The organism is Parabacteroides sp. AF27-14 (assembly GCF_003635425.1).
In the GTDB taxonomy this organism is placed as follows: domain Bacteria; phylum Bacteroidota; class Bacteroidia; order Bacteroidales; family Tannerellaceae; genus Parabacteroides; species Parabacteroides distasonis.
On record NZ_QTLZ01000016.1, the window covers coordinates 28029 to 47215 of the forward strand.

Consider the following 19187-nt stretch of genomic DNA (forward strand, 5'->3'; position numbering starts at 1 on the left):
TTTAAAGAATTTACCGTACTTTTGTTTTGTAAAAAGAACTAAGATGCTAAGCAAGACCAAAGTCAAATACATCCGTTCTCTGGAATTAAAGAAATTCCGGAATGAAAATAATGTTTTTGTAGCCGAAGGAAATAAATTGGTAGCCGATATGTTACCGGCCTTTGAATGTGAGTTATTAATAGCCAAGCCATCTTGGATGGCTACACAAGGCGATATTCCGGCCAAGGAGTTATTGGTAGCGGAAGAAGATGATATTCGTAAAGCCAGTTTCCTGAAAAATCCCCAAGATGTATTCGCGATCTTTAAACGCCCCAATTGGGATATAACGGAAATAACGCCGGAAAAGGAGCTTGTTCTCGCATTAGACGGAATCCAAGATCCGGGCAACTTAGGTACGATCATCCGGTTAGCGGACTGGTTCGGTATTTCCCATATCGTATGCAGCAAAGATACCGCCGATGTTTTCAGTCCAAAAACCGTACAAGCCACTATGGGTGCGCTCGCCCACGTAAAAATACATTACACCGATCTGGAAACGTTCTTACAGGCCCAATCTGCCCAAGCCATACCTTTATACGGCACCTTCCTTGGCGGAGAAAACTTATATGAGAAAACCTTATCCGGAAACGGTATCTTGATAATGGGTAATGAAGGAAATGGAATACGTCCCGCCATCGAGGCTTTTGTAAACGAAAAATTGTATATCCCGAACTATCCGGAAGGAAGAGACACCTCAGAGTCTCTCAATGTGGCTATCGCTACAGCCGTGGTCTGTGCCGAGTTTCGCAGACGCCAAGGGAATCCCGCTTAAACGATATATATGGACTGAACAACCCGGCGTAATCTTTTCGGTTAACGCCGGCCAAGATCCCATCACCTGCTTAAAACCAATCGCCGGTTCCGAGGAAAGAACCGGCACCAGCACTCCATCATAAAAAGCGGTTCCAGCTATCTCCTCATTCAACGGGTAAACACCATAAAACGCACCATTATCATCCAGTTCGATATAATGCATACGATAAACCTGCTTACACCAAACGTAATGAGCGGCAATTCTTCTCATAAGTACAATAAACAAATAGAGAGATTACTTAATAGAATCCTTAGGTAATTCGGCAAGCTCCTTACCATAGTTATATTTCATCAAGCTTAAGCTATCTATATACACCTTATAATAAGTCGTATCCATATTATCCATACGGATATATCCAAACACACGCTTTACTTTCTTAGTTGGTATAGTCTTCAAGATCGTCTCGTGATATCCATCTTTCGTGATCTTACTATTCACCGTCAAGGTCGTATCACCTTGGTCCGCGCTTAAACGTACCTCCGGCTTATAAGCCATTTTGTTATTCAATCCCCAGACACACATGCCCAGCACGAAACTACTGCCCGAGGAATAATTCGTTTCCGGACGTATATCGAAAGTCACCCCATTAAATACAGAGGTAGGAGACAAGACCAGATAAGAACGGCGAGGCCAAATATCCACAGAATCCCGGTTCGATACCGGCGCAGCGTCCGCCTGCACATCCCCTAAGTTATTGATCCGTTTATTAAGATCGGCCAAGACCCGGTTGTAGACCTCCATATAAATATCCAAGTTACGGCCGTACCACACCAACGAGCTATCATACACCGCTTGTGTAATATCATGCTTACGGAATACAGACTCATACAAGGCAAGCTTCATGGTATCGGATTTATAAGTATTATAATCCACATTTACCATGGCCTCAGCCAGCAACATATCCGTCAAGACACCCTGCATCTTTTTCTCCGACAGAATACCATCCGGAACCTTACTACATGCTGCCAGCAACGTCGTGGCTAATAAAGCCATACCATATATCCGTAATTTTCTCCGCATTTATTTCTCTTCTTTCGAAAGGCTAGCCGACAAAGTATGCCGATAAAATATTAACAAAAGGAAAACTCCCACGCAAATCGCCGAGTCCGCCAAATTAAAGATCGGACGGAAGAAAACGAACTCCTGTCCACCCCAGATCGGAACCCAATCAGGGAATACGGTCTCTATCAATGGGAAATAGAACATATCCACCACCTTACCATGCAGCCAAGAGGCATAACCACCTCCCTCCGGCATAAAAGTAGCAAGTTGCCCGAAACTATGGTCGAAGATCACGCCATAGAATATCGAGTCGATTATATTTCCCACCGCCCCCGCGAAAACCAAAGATATACAGGCAATAAAACCGAATTTATAATTTTCTTTAACCAGTTTATACAAATAATATCCGATAAACAATACAGCCACGATACGGAATACGGAAAGGAATAATTTCCCAATCACCTCTATACCGAATGCCATACCCGGATTCTCGGTAAAATAGAGATAAAACCACGGAGTTATCTCTATACTCTCATGCAACTGCATGTGGGTCTTAATCCATATTTTCAGCGCTTGGTCAAGAAGAAGGAGCAGTATTATGATTAACACTGCTCCCCAACCTTTAGAATATCTCATTTACTTTGCACCTCCTTGTTTTGCTTCGATACTTAAAGTCGCATGAGGCACGGCACGTAGCCTTTCTTTCGGGATCAATTTACCAGTCTCCCGGCAAATACCGTAGGTCTTATTCTCGATACGGATCAAAGCGGCCTGCAAATTCTGGATGAATTTCATCTGGCGTTGCGCCAAACGGCCCGCCTCTTCCTTCGATAACGTAGAAGCGCCTTCCTCCAGCACCTTGAATGTAGGAGACGTATCAGCCACGTCGTTACCGTCGGAATTCGTAACCCCTGATCGCAAAAGCTCGTAATCCCTCTTCGCGATTTCCAGTTTCTCTAATATAATAGCGCGGAACTCCTCGAGCTCAGCGTCTGAATATCTTGTCTTCTCTGCCATGGTTCTAAAAAAATTTAGGTTCAACAATCGTTCAAATATCAATCAAAAAGAAGAATTAAGAATGAATATAAAATCATATTATTTCTTCTTTGCATGCAAAGATAATATAATTATCGATTTTCCTATATTTCATTCCTAATTCTTCCGCAAGAAATGCTATTCTATTTTTAAGCTTTCTCGATCTTTACGGACAATTTAAAGTCCTCGAAATCGAGTTCCGTAGCGTCGCTGATCGCATTATCCATGATTTCGATAGATTCCGCCAATACTTGGTTAGCGATATAATCCTTATAATCATGGATCGCCTCATCCATCTCCTCGCAAGAAAGAATGGATACATGGATCTTATCCGTTATATCGAAACCGCTGCTCTTACGCAAGTTCTGGATACGATTCACCAACTCACGGGCCAGCCCCTCCTTACGCAAATCCTCGGTTACGGTAATATCCAAAGCGACTGTCAAGCGACCTTCATTAGCGACCAACCAACCCGGGATATCCTCAGAGATGATCTCTACATCCGTACGCTCCAAAACGGCCTCCTGTCCATCTACCATCAAGGTAAACGTTCCGGCTTTCTCGAAAGCGTTGATATCTTCTTGGCTCATCGATTGAATCGTGGCGGCCAGCGCCTTCATGATCTTTCCGTAGCGCGGGCCCAACTTCTTAAAGTCCGGTTTGATCTTCTTCACCAAGATACCTGCCGTATTATCCACGAACTTCAGCTCCTTCACGTTCACCTCGTTCAAGATCAGGTTCTTCACGGCCTCGATACTCTCTTGTTGATGAGCGTCTACAACCGGAATCATTACCGTATGCAACGGCTGGCGAACCTTGATATTCACCTTGCGGCGAAGAGCCAATACCATAGAAGAAACATCTTGAGCCATTTGCATACGCTCTTCCAAATTCTTGTCGATCTTAGACTCGTCGTAAACCGGGAAATCGGACAAGTGTACGGACTCAACGTTCTCACGTCCCGTAACAGCGACCAAGTCTAAGAATAACTGATCGGCATAGAACGGAGCGATCGGAGCCATCAACTTAGCCACTGTCTCCAAGCAAGTATATAAAGTCTGGTAAGCGGACAACTTATCCTCCGTCATACCACCACCCCAGAAACGGCGGCGGTTCAAACGCACATACCAGTTACTCAAGTTATCATTTACGAAATCAGAGATAGCACGTCCGGCACGAGTCGGCTCGTAAGCCTCCAAGTAGCCATCCACATCCTTCACCAAGCTGTTCAACAGAGAAAGGATCCAACGGTCAATCTCCGGACGCTTGCTCCATTCTACATCCGGATCGGAGTAGTCGAAGCCATCCACGTTCGCGTACAAAGCAAAGAATGAATACGTATTATATAATGTACCAAAGAACTTACGGCGAACTTCTTCGATACCATCGATATCAAACTTAATATTATCCCATGGTGAAGCGTTCGTGATCATGTACCAACGCAACGGGTCCGAACCATACTTCTCGATCGTAGAGAATGGATCAACAGCGTTGCCCAAGCGTTTAGACATCTTGTTTCCGTTCTTATCCAATACCAGACCGTTAGACACGACAGCCTTGTAAGCCACGCTATCAAAGATCATGGTGCCCAGAGCATGCAGGGTAAAGAACCAACCGCGTGTCTGGTCAACACCCTCAGCGATAAAGTCAGCCGGATAGATCTGACGATTATCGAACTCCTTCAAGTTCTCGAACGGATAGTGGATCTGGGCATAAGGCATAGCGCCGGAATCGAACCATACATCGATCAAGTCTGTCTCACGCTTCATCGGCTTGCCGGAAGCGGAAACCAAGATAATATCATCCACATACGGACGGTGCAAATCGATCTTCTCGTAGTTCTCCTTCGTATAATCTCCCGGAGCGAAGTCCTTATAAGGGTTAGACTCCATAAAGCCGGCCTTCACCGATTTCTCGATCTCGCCGAACAGCTCTACCACGGAACCGATACACTTCTCCTCGCTACCATCTTCCGTACGCCAGATCGGTAACGGAGTACCCCAATAACGACTGCGGCTCAAGTTCCAGTCTTGCAAGTTCTCCAGCCATTTGCCGAAACGTCCCGTACCCGTGCTCTGCGGTTTCCAGTTGATCGTATTGTTCAACTCGATCATGCGCTCACGGCAAGCGGTCGTGCGGATAAACCAGCTATCCAACGGATAATACAATACCGGCTTATCAGTACGCCAGCAATGCGGGTAATTGTGGACATGCTTCTCGATCTTGAACACCCGGTTCTGGGCCTTCAGCATCATGCAGATCTCAATATCCAATGTCTCATCTTTATCCGTCTTCGTATCATCGTAAGCGTTCTTCACGAATTTTCCTTGCCATGGATCATAATCAGAAGCGTTCATACAATTTTGTACAAACTCCGGAGCCAAGTCTTCTAGCTTATAGAACTTACCGGTCATATCCACCATAGGGCGCATATTTCCATCCTTATCCTGCATCATCAAAGGAGGGACCCCGAATGTTTTCGCCACACGGTTATCGTCCGCACCAAACGTCGGCGCAATATGTACGATACCCGTACCATCCTCTGTCGTAACGAAATCACCCGTGATCACACGAAATGCACCTTCACCCGGATTTACCCATGGGATCAATTGCTCATATTTCATACCGGCCAACTCGGAACCCTTCCACTCACCTACTACGCTGAAAGGAACCAGCTTGTCACCCGGTTTGTAATCAGACAAAGAAAGCTCAGCGGCTTTCGGATTGAAATAAGCAGACAATAAATCTTTCGCTATAACAGCAGTCATCGGGATACCCGTGTAAGGGTTATAAGTCTGTACAGCCAGATAAGTAATATTCGGGCCTACGCAAAGCGCCGTATTGGAAGGCAACGTCCAAGGAGTCGTTGTCCATGCCAAGAAATAAGGATCGCCGAATTGTGCCATCTCTGGTTTCGGGTCCAATATATGGAACTGTGCCGTACAAGTCGTATCCTTCACGTCACGGTAACAACCCGGTTGGTTCAACTCGTGCGTGCTCAAGCCCGTACCTGCGGCGGGAGAATACGGTTGGATCGTATAGCCTTTATATAAAAGACCTTTCTTATAAAGTTCTTTCAATAGATACCACAAGGTCTCGATATAGCGGTTATCGTATGTGATATACGGATTCTCCATATCCACCCAATAACCCATCTTCTGCGTCAAATCCTCCCACTCTTTCGTGAACTTCATCACGTCCTTACGGCAAGCGGCGTTATACTCAGCGACAGAAATCTTCTTACCGATATCTTCCTTTGTGATGCCCAAAGCCTTCTCTACGCCTAACTCGACAGGCAGACCGTGTGTATCCCAACCTGCCTTACGATTCACCAAGAATCCCTTCATGGTTTTATAGCGGCAGAAAATATCCTTAATCGAACGGGCGATAACATGGTGAATACCCGGCATACCGTTTGCGGATGGAGGGCCTTCGTAGAATACGAATGTAGGATGTCCCTCTCTTGTTTCAAGACTCTTATGGAAGATGTCTCCATCCTTCCATTTCTTCAGCACCTCTTTATTTACGTTCGACAAGTCAAACTTAGAATATTCGGTAAATTTCTTACTCATATCGCGATGTATTTATCTTGCTTCTAAAAAATTGCCGCAAAGTTAGTGATTTCTTTCGAATTAGACAATATGGAATTTTCATTAATGAAAGCACGGGTTTCTTCTGCGTGAAACAAATTTTAGTTAAAGCAGAAAAGTAACAGTATCTGATAAAATCCTATTAGGAAACCTACCGGCTCTCTCCTACTTTTGCTCCTGAATTTAAATCTAACACCTACTAATAAAATGAACATTAAGAGTAAATTCGGTTATTTATGTTGCGCCTCCCTATTGACCACTAGTTTATGGGCACAAGACGTATTGATTTCCACGAGGAATACCTCATTATTGCTAGACGCACCTGTCGGCGGAGAGGTAAGATTCATCTACTATGGAGACAAGTTATCCACTTCCGATGCGGCTACCTTGCTCGAGACCGAGCAGAAAACATTTTCCGCTTATCCGGTCTACGGCTTGAATTGCCCCTCCGAAAGCGCATTGTCCGTTACCCATGGCGACGGGAATATGACCCTTCAACTGGAAGTCATAAAAGTAGATACACGAAAAGAGCAAACGGCAGATATCACAACGATCCGATTAAAAGATAAAGTGTATCCTTTTTATATGAATCTCTGTTACAGAACCTATCCGGACGCCGATATCATCGAGACTTGGACAGAGATCACGCATGAGGAGAAAAAAGCGATCACCCTCAATCGTTTCGCTTCCGCTTATCTGCCGATCCGGAAAGGAGACGTATGGGTTTCCCACTTATACGGCTCATGGGCAAACGAGGCTCAATTGGCACAAGAACCGTTACGACCGGGCATCAAGATGATAAAAAACAAGGATGGTATCCGCAACTCCCATACCGCCCACGCCGAAGTGATGATCTCCCTAGACGGAAAACCAAAGGAAAACACCGGTTCCGTTATTGGCGCCGCCCTATGCTATAGCGGTAACTACAAATTATTCTTCGATACGGATGATAGCGACTATCACCATTTCTTCGCGGGAATAAACGAGGAGAACTCGGCTTACACCCTCAAAGCCAAAGAAAGTTTCCGTACACCGGAATTGGCGCTGACTTACAGTAAGGACGGCTTAAGCGGAAGCAGCCGAAATTTCCACGCATGGGCACGCAAACATAAGATAGCGAATGGAGCGACCGCCCGGAAAATCTTACTAAACAGTTGGGAAGGTGTATATTTCGATATCAATCAAGAAGGTATGGACCAAATGATGAGTGATATCCAGTCTATGGGCGGCGAGTTGTTCGTCATGGACGACGGCTGGTTTGGCGATAAATATCCTCGTAATAAAGATAACTCGTCCTTAGGGGATTGGATGGTTGATGCCCGAAAACTACCAAGAGGCATCGAGGGCCTGATCGCCGACGCCAACAAGCATGGTATTAAATTCGGTATCTGGATCGAACCGGAAATGGCCAACACGACAAGTGAATTGTACGAGAAGCATCCGGAATGGGTATTGAAAGCTCCAAACAGGGAAATCGTCCTGGGGCGTGGCGGTACACAGGTCGTTCTTGATCTCTCCAATCCCGAGGTGCAAGACTTCATATTCGGTATCGTCGACAACTTGATGACAACATACCCGGAGATCGATTATATCAAATGGGACGCCAATATGAGCATCCTGAACCATGGCTCCCAATATCTGCCTTCGGATCAGCAAAGCCATATGTATATCGAATATCACGAAGGATTCAAGAAAGTCTGTGAGCGTATCCGAGCCAAATACCCGGATTTAACCCTACAGGCTTGCGCCAGTGGTGGAGGCCGGGCAAATTACGGTGTCATGCCTTACTTCGATGAGTTTTGGGTAAGCGACAATACCGATGCCTTACAGCGTATCTATATGCAATGGGGTACTTCTTATTTTTTCCCGGCTATCGCCATGGCCTCACATATCAGCGCCGCCCCCAACCATCAAACATTCCGGGTCATTCCCCTGAAATATCGGATCGACGTAGCGATGAGCGGCCGTTTGGGCATGGAGATCCAACCCAAGAATATGACAGAAGAAGAGAAAACACTTTGCCGCAAGGCGATCGCCGATTATAAGACGATCCGTCCCGTCGTGCAATTCGGCGATATCTACCGTCTGGTTTCTCCGTACGATCGTTTGGGAGTAGCTTCCTTGATGTACACCTCACCGGAGAAAGACAAAGCCGTATTTTATTGGTGGAAGACCGAGCATTTCGTCAACCAACATTTACCCCGTGTAAAGATGAACGGATTATCCCCAGACAAGAAATACAGAGTCTGCGAACTGAACCGGATCGACAACGAGCCTCTGGCCTTCGAGGGTAAAGCTTTCACCGGGGAATATCTCATGGCGAACGGACTGGAAATCCCTTATAATCACATTGTCGATTATCACAAGCAGAATGATTACTCGAGCCGAGTGCTTTATTTGGAGGAAGTTAAATGATGAATAAATCATTCTCCTTCCAAAGCGATCAATAAAGCGATCACCTCCGAATAATTAGCGGTTCCGGCAGGTATCTTATTGCCTTTCAGGAAAAGATTATAGACCACGTCTTGCGCCTCGCCGATCAGCGGGCTGTATAGGGATTGCCAATAGGCTACTTTCTCGTTATACAAGTCCTTGATCTCGGGGCGTAATCTTTTCTTCCATGCCTCAAAAGAGTCCTTATCCAAAGCCACATATGCGTTGCTCAACACATAAGGCAGCAAAGAGAAGTAACCTGAGAACCGGATTTCCGGCACGGAAGAACCCGTGCATATTAAATAACTGTATAGATTAGCCTCGGCCTCGTTGGATATACTAAGCACATGAGCCATCTCATGGGCGTAAGTGGCGGGATATTGCACGGGCAAGAGCTGGCCGTTCAAATTGAACTCCGTGAAAAACGGTCCCATATATCCCATCACCCCTACTCCACTCATCAACCGGGAGAACAGCATCGTTTTAGGATGAAGATAGGTTCCGGGAGTGGTAAGCCCGAAACGAGTAGGCAATTCCCGATACCCTTCCTGCACCGCCTCTTTCACGACCTCCCGATCGATCGTCTCTATCGGAACCCATGAGGCGTTCAGGGAATCCGTGTAGGCATCCAAGAAGGATTGGAAATGTTCCGAGGAAAAAGGCACATAAGTGGTTCGCGTACGAGTGAAAAAATCTTCCCGGAAATAATTCAATCCCCAAGCGATATAGAACCAGACATACACCCATGCCAGATATTCCACGACATGCCTTATTGTCCTCCCGATCCTCCGCCTCCTTATAATCGCATACGACAGATACCCTAATAACCCGGCAATGCTACCATAAATAAAACAATCCCCTACGGAAAAAGGGAACAAGCAGGAGAAACGAGATAGCATACCCGATACCCATGGATAAATCGAACGGGAATACCATTCGCCTAATCTGGGATTTCCCATCACGATCCATATAGCGACAAGAAAAATCGCCAATATAATCCAACGAACACATATCTTTTTTAGATATTCAAGCTTTACCATAGGAAGGCAAAGATATCATATACTTTTTAGCCCACATTGTTTTAGGATAAAATAAATTATCCGATATTCCCTAAGTTTACGTAAGGAATTGATTTTATAAAAACATCTACAACATCTACCACTTCCTATCAAAACTCTATAAATAAACAGATTGCATATTGGTTGTAGATAAAAAGCATCTACAATTATCAGTATGCATCTACCATATTTTAAGGAGAATCTCAAAAAAAAGAATCATAATTATGGTTCGCTGGTGTCGTGCATCTAGCGCATGTCGATTCCGCAGGTAATAGATGTAGGAAGCGAAGCGAATAAGAGTTTCTCTTAGAGAAAACAAAAGTTTAATGAATTTTGTTGACTACTTTCAGTCTAATATGACCCGGTTTGTACTTAGTAATAAAAAAGGTTGTCCCTTTTGTTTTTTATTGATGAAACAAGTTTACTCTACAATTGTTTCTCAGCCAAAATACTTAAGTACCTTATTACGTCCAAATAAATTATGAAAAACTACCGCAGCTTGTTGTCGTCGATTCCCAGATCTTTCCGACGGACTGCTCTCATTTATCATCCCGGGCTATTATATGTGTTTATTGGGAGATTATATCGATAAAATTAGAGATCACATACTCAATATCCTCATCAGAAAGTAAGGTATGTAAAGGAAGAGTAATCTCGTTATGGTATTGATTGTAAGCATTTGGATAATCCGCGATATCAAAGCCTAAGTTCTTATAGGCCGTCATCATAGGTAAAGGTTTATAATGTACATTGCACGCTATCCCACGTTCAGCCATTTTGATAACAATATCATTTCGTTGTTCCAAGGATTTATCCAACAATCTTACCAAATATAAATGTCCGCTGGAGATATGATCACCATCTAAATGATTAAGAGTTTGCACATGATAAGATCTCAGAGACTCGTTATAACGACGGATAATCTCTTGGCGTCTAGCAAGCATCCCGTCATAACGTTCAAATTGAGCCAAACCGATAGCAGCCATGATATCAGTCATATTACATTTATAATAAGGTGCCACGATATCATACTCCCAAGTCCCTAGCTGTGTTTTTGCAAGAGCGTCTTTATTCTGCCCATGCAACGAAAGAAGCTGGAATTGCTTATATAAAGCCTCATTATCCAAACCCGGGATAGTACGCCACGTCAACGCTCCTCCCTCAGCAGTCGTTAAATTCTTTACCGCATGAAAAGAGAAAGATGTAAAGTCAGCCACCTCGCCACACATCCTCCCATGCCATTGAGCACCAAAAGCATGTGCCGCATCTGCCAAAACAATTACTCGGCCAAACAATTTCTGAATCTCATTCGCAGGATTGAATAAATGTCGTTTACTTTCCAGCGACGCATATATCCGATCATAGTCGCATATAACCCCTCCTAGATCCACAGGGATCACCACTTTTGTATTAGGGGTTATAGCTTCCACCAATTTATCATAATCCATCTCGAAAGAATCAGGAGCCGTATCCACCATAACCACCTTAGCACCTACATGACAAGTCACACTAGCGGTAGCGGTATACGTATAAGCACTGGTAATCACCTCATCACCGGGACCAACACCTAATACTCTCAATATAGACTCCATACAAGCTGTAGCGGAATTTAAACATACAGCTTTATCAGTATGGCAGTATTCAGCGATCTTACGCTCAAACTCTTTTGTTTTCGGACCAGTTGTAATCCAACCGGAATAAAGGGCACCCGATACTAAATCAACCTCACTCACTGTTATATCAGGAGGTGAAAAAGGTATTTTTTTCATCTTTATTAAAATTATTTCTCGATCAAATATCCCGTTTCTTTATAATTCTCATTTTAGTCTCATCTCTATTTTAGATGTGACTAAATCAACTTTTCTCTCACACTCTTCAAGATTTTGCCCCTCTACTACTATTTGGGCCAAGCAATGACTTGAATTGGCAAATCTCTTCACCTCTGAACCTGGACGTACAAAGAATGTCAAATCATAAATATAGGAGTCTCTTTCACCTACATATCGTATGTCTTCCAAGACTCCTTCCTGCTCTGGCGAAATTATCATTTTCGACAAACCAGCTTGACCAACTTGACGTTGATTCCATATTTCTACCGGATCAATACCTAAAGCTGCCGCAATCACCATCTTGTAATAATTTAGTCCATAATTAATACTTACAAGTTCAGGTAAGCAATTAGCACCGATTCGTCCTGTTAACTCTAATACATATATTACACCATCTTCTTCGATAAAATCAATATTAACAGCGCAATCATCAAGCCCTATAGCCTTTATGGCTTTTCGAGCCTCTTCTGTCATTTTTTCTCGAAGAACATCTGAACATTCATAAGGAACATAATGTCCTACAGGAACAGCCGTATCTGCTTGGTAAAGTATATCACCATGGGGCATGACGAAAAGAATTTCACCATTAGAGATAAAAGCCTGTGCCCCAAATTCACGCCCTTGTAAGAATTTCTCTATAAGCACATAATCAACCTTAGTGACATTCTTTGCTTTATAAAATCCCTCAAAAGCTTCTTCCTCATTATTAGCTTTATAAATACCTCGGCTACCAGCTAGATCTGTAGCTTTGATAATCACAGGATACCCTCCTATTTTATCTATAGCATCTAATAAATCTTCATCCGAAGATATTTGCTTAAATGCAGCCGTATTTACACCATATTTACTAAATCGAAGTTTCATTTTTGACTTATCATTACAAAGCTCTGCGACTTCCTCTGAATATCCCGGCAATGAGCGTTTATCACATAATCGTCCAAGAGCTTTCAACCCACGATCTAGACAGCAAGTTGCCACACCATCAAATCGTAAATCGGCAGTCTTACTCTCTACCTCATCCGGATCAAGAATATCCATATAACATACCTCATCAGCCAATGGTATACAAGGAGGGTTATTGTTAGGCATTGTCCCTGCAATGCTTATCACTCCCATCTCACGAGCTGCTTTATACAAACCTATTTGACCACGCCCGGCCCCTAATATGAGTAAACGTTTCCTTTGAGCATTCATTATTGATTCTTTTTATTATAGATATTTCTGCGAAATATAACTGTATTAATTGTTGCTAAAATAATTTTTAGATCACCCCAAAAAGAGACATTCCGAGCATAGAAAGCATCCTTCTCTAATTTCTTTTCATTTGAAATAGAATTTCGAAAATAAGCTTGTGAATATCCAGTAATTCCAGGACGTACATCCAAACGTATCTTACGTTTTTCATCATATTCCTCAAAAGAGCGATCTATTGTTACAGGTCTCGGCCCGATAAAACTCATATCCCCAATCAACACATTGAAAAATTGAGGTAATTCATCAATAGAAGTTCTACGTATAAACTTACCCACTTTAGTAACTCTTGGATCATCCGGAGAATTATAAGTTGAATTATCCGAATTACGAATATCTGGAGCATTCATTTTCATCGAACGAAATTTAAACATCTTAAATATCTTTCCATAACGACCACGTCGAGAAGCAAGATAGAATACATCCCCTTTATCCTCCCAATAAATTGCCAAACCTACAAATAAGCCGATAATAACAACAAAAGGAATAGCTAAAAGTGAACCACAAATATCAAATAAACGCTTAAAAAAACTTTTATACATAATTTACACCATTTCAAATTTAATCTTTTTGACAGCTTGCCCACATAATCTTACAGCTTCTTCACGGGTATTACCTTGCGTTATAACATAGCCTACTCGATCAAGTCCATTAGATAGCTCCGGAATAACTTCACCTATTTTCTTCATAAATCCAACCTCAATAACGCCTGAGATACCTCTGGCTTCATCTACACCTTCTACCGACTTAAAAATACCTGGAAGAGGTTGCAGGAAGCGAATAGCCGCACCTTTATCATATTTCTTACATAGATCAGGAGTTTCTCCTAAAGCTATACGTATATTGGCCTCTACCATATTTACCCCTGTTGATAGCGGAACAAGATGTGTTGTAATACATCCTCCACCCAATCTTGCGCCTATCTCCACTATTTTAGGCCCAGTAGACGTAAGTTTTATTTCCGTATGCGAAGGACCATGATTGATACCTAATGCTTTAATCCCTGCTTTTGCAACTTCCGATATCCTCATTTTAATATCTTCCGCAAACATGGAAGGCTGCGTATGTCCCATTTCTACAAAATAGGGCGCACCAGAAGTTAGTTTATCCGTAACTTGAATCACATGGCATACTCCATCAACACTCATTGTCTCTACACTAAACTCATCGCCTTCCATATACTCTTCAAGTAGAACTCGCCCATCCCTACTGTACTTTTTGCTATAATCAAAAGCTTGGATCAAAACCTGTTCTTCCGCTATATCTGTTATAAGTTTCACCCCACGATTCCCCGAATTATCAGCAGGCTTTATTATAAATTTAGTCGTAAAATGTTTGGTCGCCTCCATAAATTCATCAAGCTCACTAACTATATAAAACTCAGGAATAGGAACATCATGCGCCTTAAAACATCTACGCATTTCGGCCTTATTTGTCGCATTAAGAGCCGTTTGAGGGGTAATACCTATTAATCCCAACTCTTCACACACCGCAGCGACCGCTTGCATAGGCATATCGGAAGCAAGCGTCATTATCCCATCTATTTGATAAGTACGAGCAGCCTCTACGATTCGGGGTGTATCTATCGTGCTAATCTGCAATTTCGTTATCCCCTCTTCTTTAAACCCTACAGCATCCGGATCCATGTCTACAGCAATTACATCCAGACCCATTTCTTTAGCCTTCTTTATAGCAGGAAGCTGGAGGAGACTTGCTCCCAAAATCATTATTCTTTTCATCTATTAGAGTAATAAATATAGTATTAAACTTATATGAAGATTTTTAGGGTATATGTATTTTTCTTATTACAGCAAATCACATCTAATCACATATTATTCAGAAAGTTCAAAAATATACGATAATTTTTATCCGCATTATAAAATTCTTCCCAACCTGTCCGAGCGTTATTTCTATACAGCAGATATTCTTTTTCATCCATTTTAAAAAAAAGCATAATCCAACCTGCAAGTTCTTTGGGCTTAAAATCCGAAGACAATAAGATCCCATTTTTATAATTTTCAATAACCTCTTTAGTTCCTCCAACATCTGTTGCTACGCAAGGAATTCCAAAAGACATGGCTTCCATGATAGAAACAGGAACTCCTTCTGATGAACTAACGTTGAGAAACAAATGGTATGGTTTCTTTTGATAAATAGACATCAAAGTTTGATTATCTACATACCCATGAAAATGCCAGTGAATATTTCCATGCAACAATTTTACGGCAAGACACTTAATATCAGACAATAAAAGGCCATCACCATAATGATCCCATCGAACTCGAATATTCTTAATTTGGGCTAATGCCTCCACAATAAGATGTATTCGTTTTATAGGAGAGACCGTAGAACAACTGACAAGTCGAAATTCATCCATTGATTGTGGAAGAATTGCCAGACCTTGATCCATAGTTCCAAGACGAGAAAGTATTACTTTTTCCTTATAGACAGGATATTTTTCCACAAGATAATTAACCCCATCTTGTGCAATCATAATCGTTTTATCAAGATTTTCCAATAAATACTCACGCAAAGGAATATAATGTTCCTGATGTCTTTCTTCATACAAATCGAATCCATGCCCTCTAGCTACAATTTTAAAATTGGGTAATACCTGTTTAATCAGTAATCCAACATAAGGTTGATATTCAAAACGGTATGAATACAAAACCCCACAATCAAGATTATCAAAAGTCACTTTTCTTTTGAACCATTTCTTTATTTTTCCAGCCTCATAATACGAACGACTAAGATAAACAAACAGACGCACCACACGCTGAAAAGACATTCTTTTCTCTTTACCTAGCTTCCACAATTCCTTATAAAGATTAGCATTTCCTAAAACTCTAAGTGAGTTAAATAGATAAACATAGTTAGGTGCTTTTTCAACTGGGAATACTTCAAATTTATCTGAAGGTAATTCTCGTCGAGATTGTAGATCTCTTTTTCTTAACTGCAATGAACAAATATAAATACGATCAAAATACTGTTCATAATATTTCACCTCAGTTTCCAAATATGGTTCACCATTACCATAAGGAAAAAAGTTTGCAAGAAGGATTAGATTTCTCATTTTCAAATTATTATATCAAAAAAACATTTACCATCTATCAATAAAACAGTATTATTCAACAATAATATTATTTATATTTCATCATGGACACTAATTTTTCTCTTTCAATCCGAGAGAACAAGACCATAAAAATCAATCCAATCGCAATACTAAATGCACCTATTAAGAAAAAGAACATTTCAATCCATCCAAAAGGACGTATATCAAAAAAAGAACAACTTAGATATATTATACCCATGATACAAATTATAAATACCGAAGGTATAATTACTTCCTTAATATAATCCCCTATTATAAAATCTAACTCCTTATATGCTAACATCATTATTGCTATCAGATTCACAAATTCAATAACAGACATTACTATAAACACACTATACAGAGGTAATTTCAAATGAAGCATAAGCCAAGATACAGGTAAGTTAAATAGCATAATAGACATTTCACATATTTGATAATTTCGCATGCATGCAGCCGATTTAAAAGTCGTGTCAATAGCATCATGCCAACAACGTATGGCCACAAACAATAGAATACATCTTATAAAGGTCGCAGCTCCTTCCGGTTGTTTTCCCAACCAAACTTGCAAAATCTCAGGAATGAATAAAAATAGAGGGAAGCCCAAAACTACGCATATAGCAAATCTCGCTTTAGTCGCTAAAAATTGAAGATTATAAAAACGTTGTTTATCTGTTGAAAAAACCATCATGCTCTGAGGTTGAAAAGCAACAGTTATATCATTCACTAAAGTCTGTAACGCATTTTTCACTTGATAAGAGATTGCACGTGAAGCATTAGCTACTATTCCACCAAATATATTAAGAATAAAATTCACACCTTCACTCGTGAGATAGTACCCCAAATTACCAAAGAAATTCCATCCTGCAAAAGCTGTCATACGTTTAAATAAAACTTTATCTTTTACAAAATGAAATTTCACTGTAGTTTTAAAAGTTTTATAACAATACCCTCCTATCATAAGAATATGTACAATAGTTACACACAAAAGTAATATCGCATAAAATACAACTCTTTGAATCGGACTAAATGACAGAATAAATATTACACAAAGTCGTAAAACAGAATCTATAATAGAAATAACAGCCAACGCATCAAATTTCTCATTCGCCATAGCAAGAGCATCAAAAGGAACTGTAATTATAGAGACTGCTGCCGAAAATATAGTAAAATGAAGTATACATCCTGCAACAATTAGTTTTTCAGAATTCAAATTAAGATTTGGGAGTAATATCGCACCTCCAATCTCTGCTAATAGAATAAAGACAACAGCAATCAGCACATGAATTATCATCCCCATGCAGAAAATTTCATTTTCCCTTGCAATACTCTCTTCCTTATTTACATTTAGAAATCTCTGAACAGATGCAGCAAATGTTGATTTAAGTGACGTAAAAACAAGAATTATACTACCAACAAGTCCATATAATCCAAAATCATCAATTCCCAAATATTGCAGTAATACTCTTGATGAATATAGCGCAATCAACATGGTTACAGCTTTCCTTCCATAAAGCAGTAACGTATTACGAGCAATACGCCTATTGTTTTCAGAAACACTCACAACTATTAAAATTAAAAATTATTTTTAGTCTATACTAATTTAGCACAGCGTTTCCGTGGAACACCAAACACAAAAAATACACTAACAAAAACAACAACATATATAAAGATTGTAGCAGGAAGCGATAATATTGTAATAAATTCAGTAAATCCTCCACGTGGCGCCCAAAGAAGTCGAGTTATAATCAAAAGCTTCATCGATGTGTTAAATGGTTTATTTTTATCAAATTTAGCTAATAACGCCAACATAAATCCATAAATTATATTTCCAAATACTATTCCAATATAACCAAAATCATGATACAATTCAGCTATATAACTTGTACCTGTCCCTGCTCCTTCAAGATATTTATCACGGAACATTAAATATGGAAGCGCATGAGCTAGATGATAACCTTCGGTAGCCTTATCAGCATTATTACCTGTACCATCAGAACCAAAAACTAATCCAAAGATACCATCATGAAGAAAATGCATCGAATAAAATCGATCAGATCTTAATTTATAGTCTAACTCATAAGATCTTTTTATCACATTAACACTTACTCCATTATTATATACAAATTTCACAAGAGAGTCACCTATATTTTTAAATTCTATCTGATCTCCAGTTCGTATTTTAGAAAAAAGCCCCAACCCGACAAGTAAAAAAGGAAAAGATATCAGTCCTATTCTTACCCAGCTTTTCTTTACCCATACTTCACCATCTCTTTTATTTCGATAGAAATAATATATCATCAAAAATAAAGCCCCTAGGATAAACGGTCCTCTTTGCCCTCCTAGCAGTGTAAAAATCAAGTATAGAAAATAAGACCCACAGATTTTGTTACAAGACTTCCGATCTGGCAATGTTGCTAGATAACAACAGAGAGCAACAGGAAGAGCCTGCTCTATTCTGTTGAGTGTCAACAATAAATAATTGCCTCTCATCATCTCCTTTCCTTCGATCGTATAGCTGGCCAAATAGCCTATCGTATGTACCAGAACTACAATGAATATTGCATAGATTACAGAGAAGACTAAAGCGAACCAAAATATTCCAAGAGAATATTTGCGTATAAATTTTATATATTTATCAGGTAAAACATATCCACCATGACTCTGTTTATTTTTCCTCTTATTACGCACATAAAAGAACATATAAGAAAAAAAAACGGTCACCAAACTCAGCAACATACACAATTCCGCATGTGTATTAACGTCTTCTGAAAAGGCTTCCACCTCATAATCAAAATAATATGACAGTAAATGCCTACCCATAAGAAATGAAAAAAAAGCCACACAAAAAGCAAATAGCATACCTTTTGATTTCAAGTCTCTTACAGAATATATAGTCATATTTACCCACACTAAAAAAAGAGCACTTATTATGAATTCAGACTGATTAACCAAGAAAAACAACACAAAAATCACATTTAAGATCAAAAACAACCAAAACCCTATATATCGTCTTACCATTATCATGTAATCATATATAAAACA

The 19187-nt window shown here is 40.6% G+C and carries 15 protein-coding genes; 2 read left to right on the forward strand and 13 right to left on the reverse strand.

Annotated features, from left to right (window positions below; all coding sequences use genetic code 11):
* Positions 1-43 precede the first annotated feature (43 nt).
* Entirely contained in the window at positions 44-811 is a 768-nt protein-coding gene (locus DWY79_RS15450) for an RNA methyltransferase (protein ID WP_122369648.1), read from the forward strand.
* Here DWY79_RS15450 and DWY79_RS15455 read toward each other — a convergent pair.
* The 5 genes from DWY79_RS15455 to ileS all read right to left on the reverse strand — a co-directional run bounded on the left by DWY79_RS15455 (position 734) and on the right by ileS (position 6462).
* Positions 734-1063, reverse strand: coding sequence for a hypothetical protein (locus DWY79_RS15455; protein WP_233563992.1), 330 nt, complete (start codon positions 1061-1063; stop codon positions 734-736). The two genes, DWY79_RS15450 and DWY79_RS15455, sit on opposite strands and share 78 nt — an antisense overlap.
* Positions 1064-1087: 24 nt before the next feature.
* The gene (locus DWY79_RS15460; RefSeq protein WP_122369652.1) at positions 1088-1873 is read right to left on the reverse strand and encodes a DUF4296 domain-containing protein; all 786 of its coding nucleotides are present in this window, start codon (positions 1871-1873) and stop codon (positions 1088-1090) included.
* Positions 1874-2491 carry a lipoprotein signal peptidase gene (locus tag DWY79_RS15465; RefSeq protein ID WP_005865261.1) on the reverse strand — a complete coding sequence of 206 codons (618 nt, stop codon included), beginning with the start codon at positions 2489-2491 and terminating at the stop codon, positions 1874-1876.
* Complete coding sequence (locus tag DWY79_RS15470) at positions 2492-2872, reverse strand: TraR/DksA C4-type zinc finger protein (protein ID WP_005855535.1); 381 nt, start codon at positions 2870-2872, stop codon at positions 2492-2494.
* Between the two features lie 167 nt (positions 2873-3039).
* A complete protein-coding gene (gene ileS / locus DWY79_RS15475; RefSeq protein ID WP_005865260.1) occupies positions 3040-6462 on the reverse strand; it encodes an isoleucine--tRNA ligase in 3423 nt (1140 codons plus the stop codon).
* Positions 6463-6687: 225 nt separating this feature from the next.
* On the opposite strand from ileS, the gene DWY79_RS15480 reads away from it, so the two are divergent.
* The gene (locus DWY79_RS15480; protein WP_005865258.1) at positions 6688-8895 is read left to right on the forward strand and encodes an alpha-galactosidase; all 2208 of its coding nucleotides are present in this window, start codon (positions 6688-6690) and stop codon (positions 8893-8895) included.
* 8 nt (positions 8896-8903) lie between these two features.
* Here DWY79_RS15480 and DWY79_RS15485 read toward each other — a convergent pair whose 3' ends face one another.
* The 8 genes from DWY79_RS15485 to DWY79_RS15520 form a co-directional block, all read right to left on the reverse strand.
* Positions 8904-9953 (reverse strand): DUF3810 domain-containing protein, encoded by a 1050-nt coding sequence (locus DWY79_RS15485; protein ID WP_122369654.1) that lies wholly within the window; start codon positions 9951-9953, stop codon positions 8904-8906.
* A 587-nt stretch (positions 9954-10540) separates the two neighbouring features.
* Positions 10541-11740, reverse strand: coding sequence for a DegT/DnrJ/EryC1/StrS aminotransferase family protein (locus tag DWY79_RS15490; protein ID WP_122268817.1), 1200 nt, complete (start codon positions 11738-11740; stop codon positions 10541-10543).
* Positions 11741-11788: 48 nt separating this feature from the next.
* Positions 11789-12994 carry an acetyl-CoA carboxylase biotin carboxylase subunit family protein gene (locus DWY79_RS15495; RefSeq protein ID WP_009276279.1) on the reverse strand — a complete coding sequence of 402 codons (1206 nt, stop codon included), beginning with the start codon at positions 12992-12994 and terminating at the stop codon, positions 11789-11791.
* Complete coding sequence (locus DWY79_RS15500; RefSeq protein ID WP_009276278.1) at positions 12994-13593, reverse strand: sugar transferase; 600 nt, start codon at positions 13591-13593, stop codon at positions 12994-12996. Before DWY79_RS15500 ends, DWY79_RS15495 begins: the two co-directional genes overlap by 1 nt.
* A 3-nt stretch (positions 13594-13596) precedes the next feature.
* Positions 13597-14790, reverse strand: a complete 1194-nt coding sequence (locus tag DWY79_RS15505) for an ATP-grasp domain-containing protein (protein ID WP_226766751.1) — start codon at positions 14788-14790, stop codon at positions 13597-13599.
* A gap of 86 nt (positions 14791-14876) precedes the next feature.
* On the reverse strand, positions 14877-16124 hold the full coding sequence (locus tag DWY79_RS15510; protein WP_009276276.1) for a glycosyltransferase: 1248 nt from the start codon (positions 16122-16124) through the stop codon (positions 14877-14879).
* Between the two features lie 67 nt (positions 16125-16191).
* A complete protein-coding gene (locus DWY79_RS15515) occupies positions 16192-17706 on the reverse strand; it encodes an oligosaccharide flippase family protein (protein WP_009276275.1) in 1515 nt (504 codons plus the stop codon).
* Positions 17707-17735: 29 nt separating this feature from the next.
* Positions 17736-19169 (reverse strand): O-antigen polysaccharide polymerase Wzy family protein, encoded by a 1434-nt coding sequence (locus DWY79_RS15520; RefSeq protein ID WP_122369656.1) that lies wholly within the window; start codon positions 19167-19169, stop codon positions 17736-17738.
* Positions 19170-19187 lie beyond the last annotated feature (18 nt).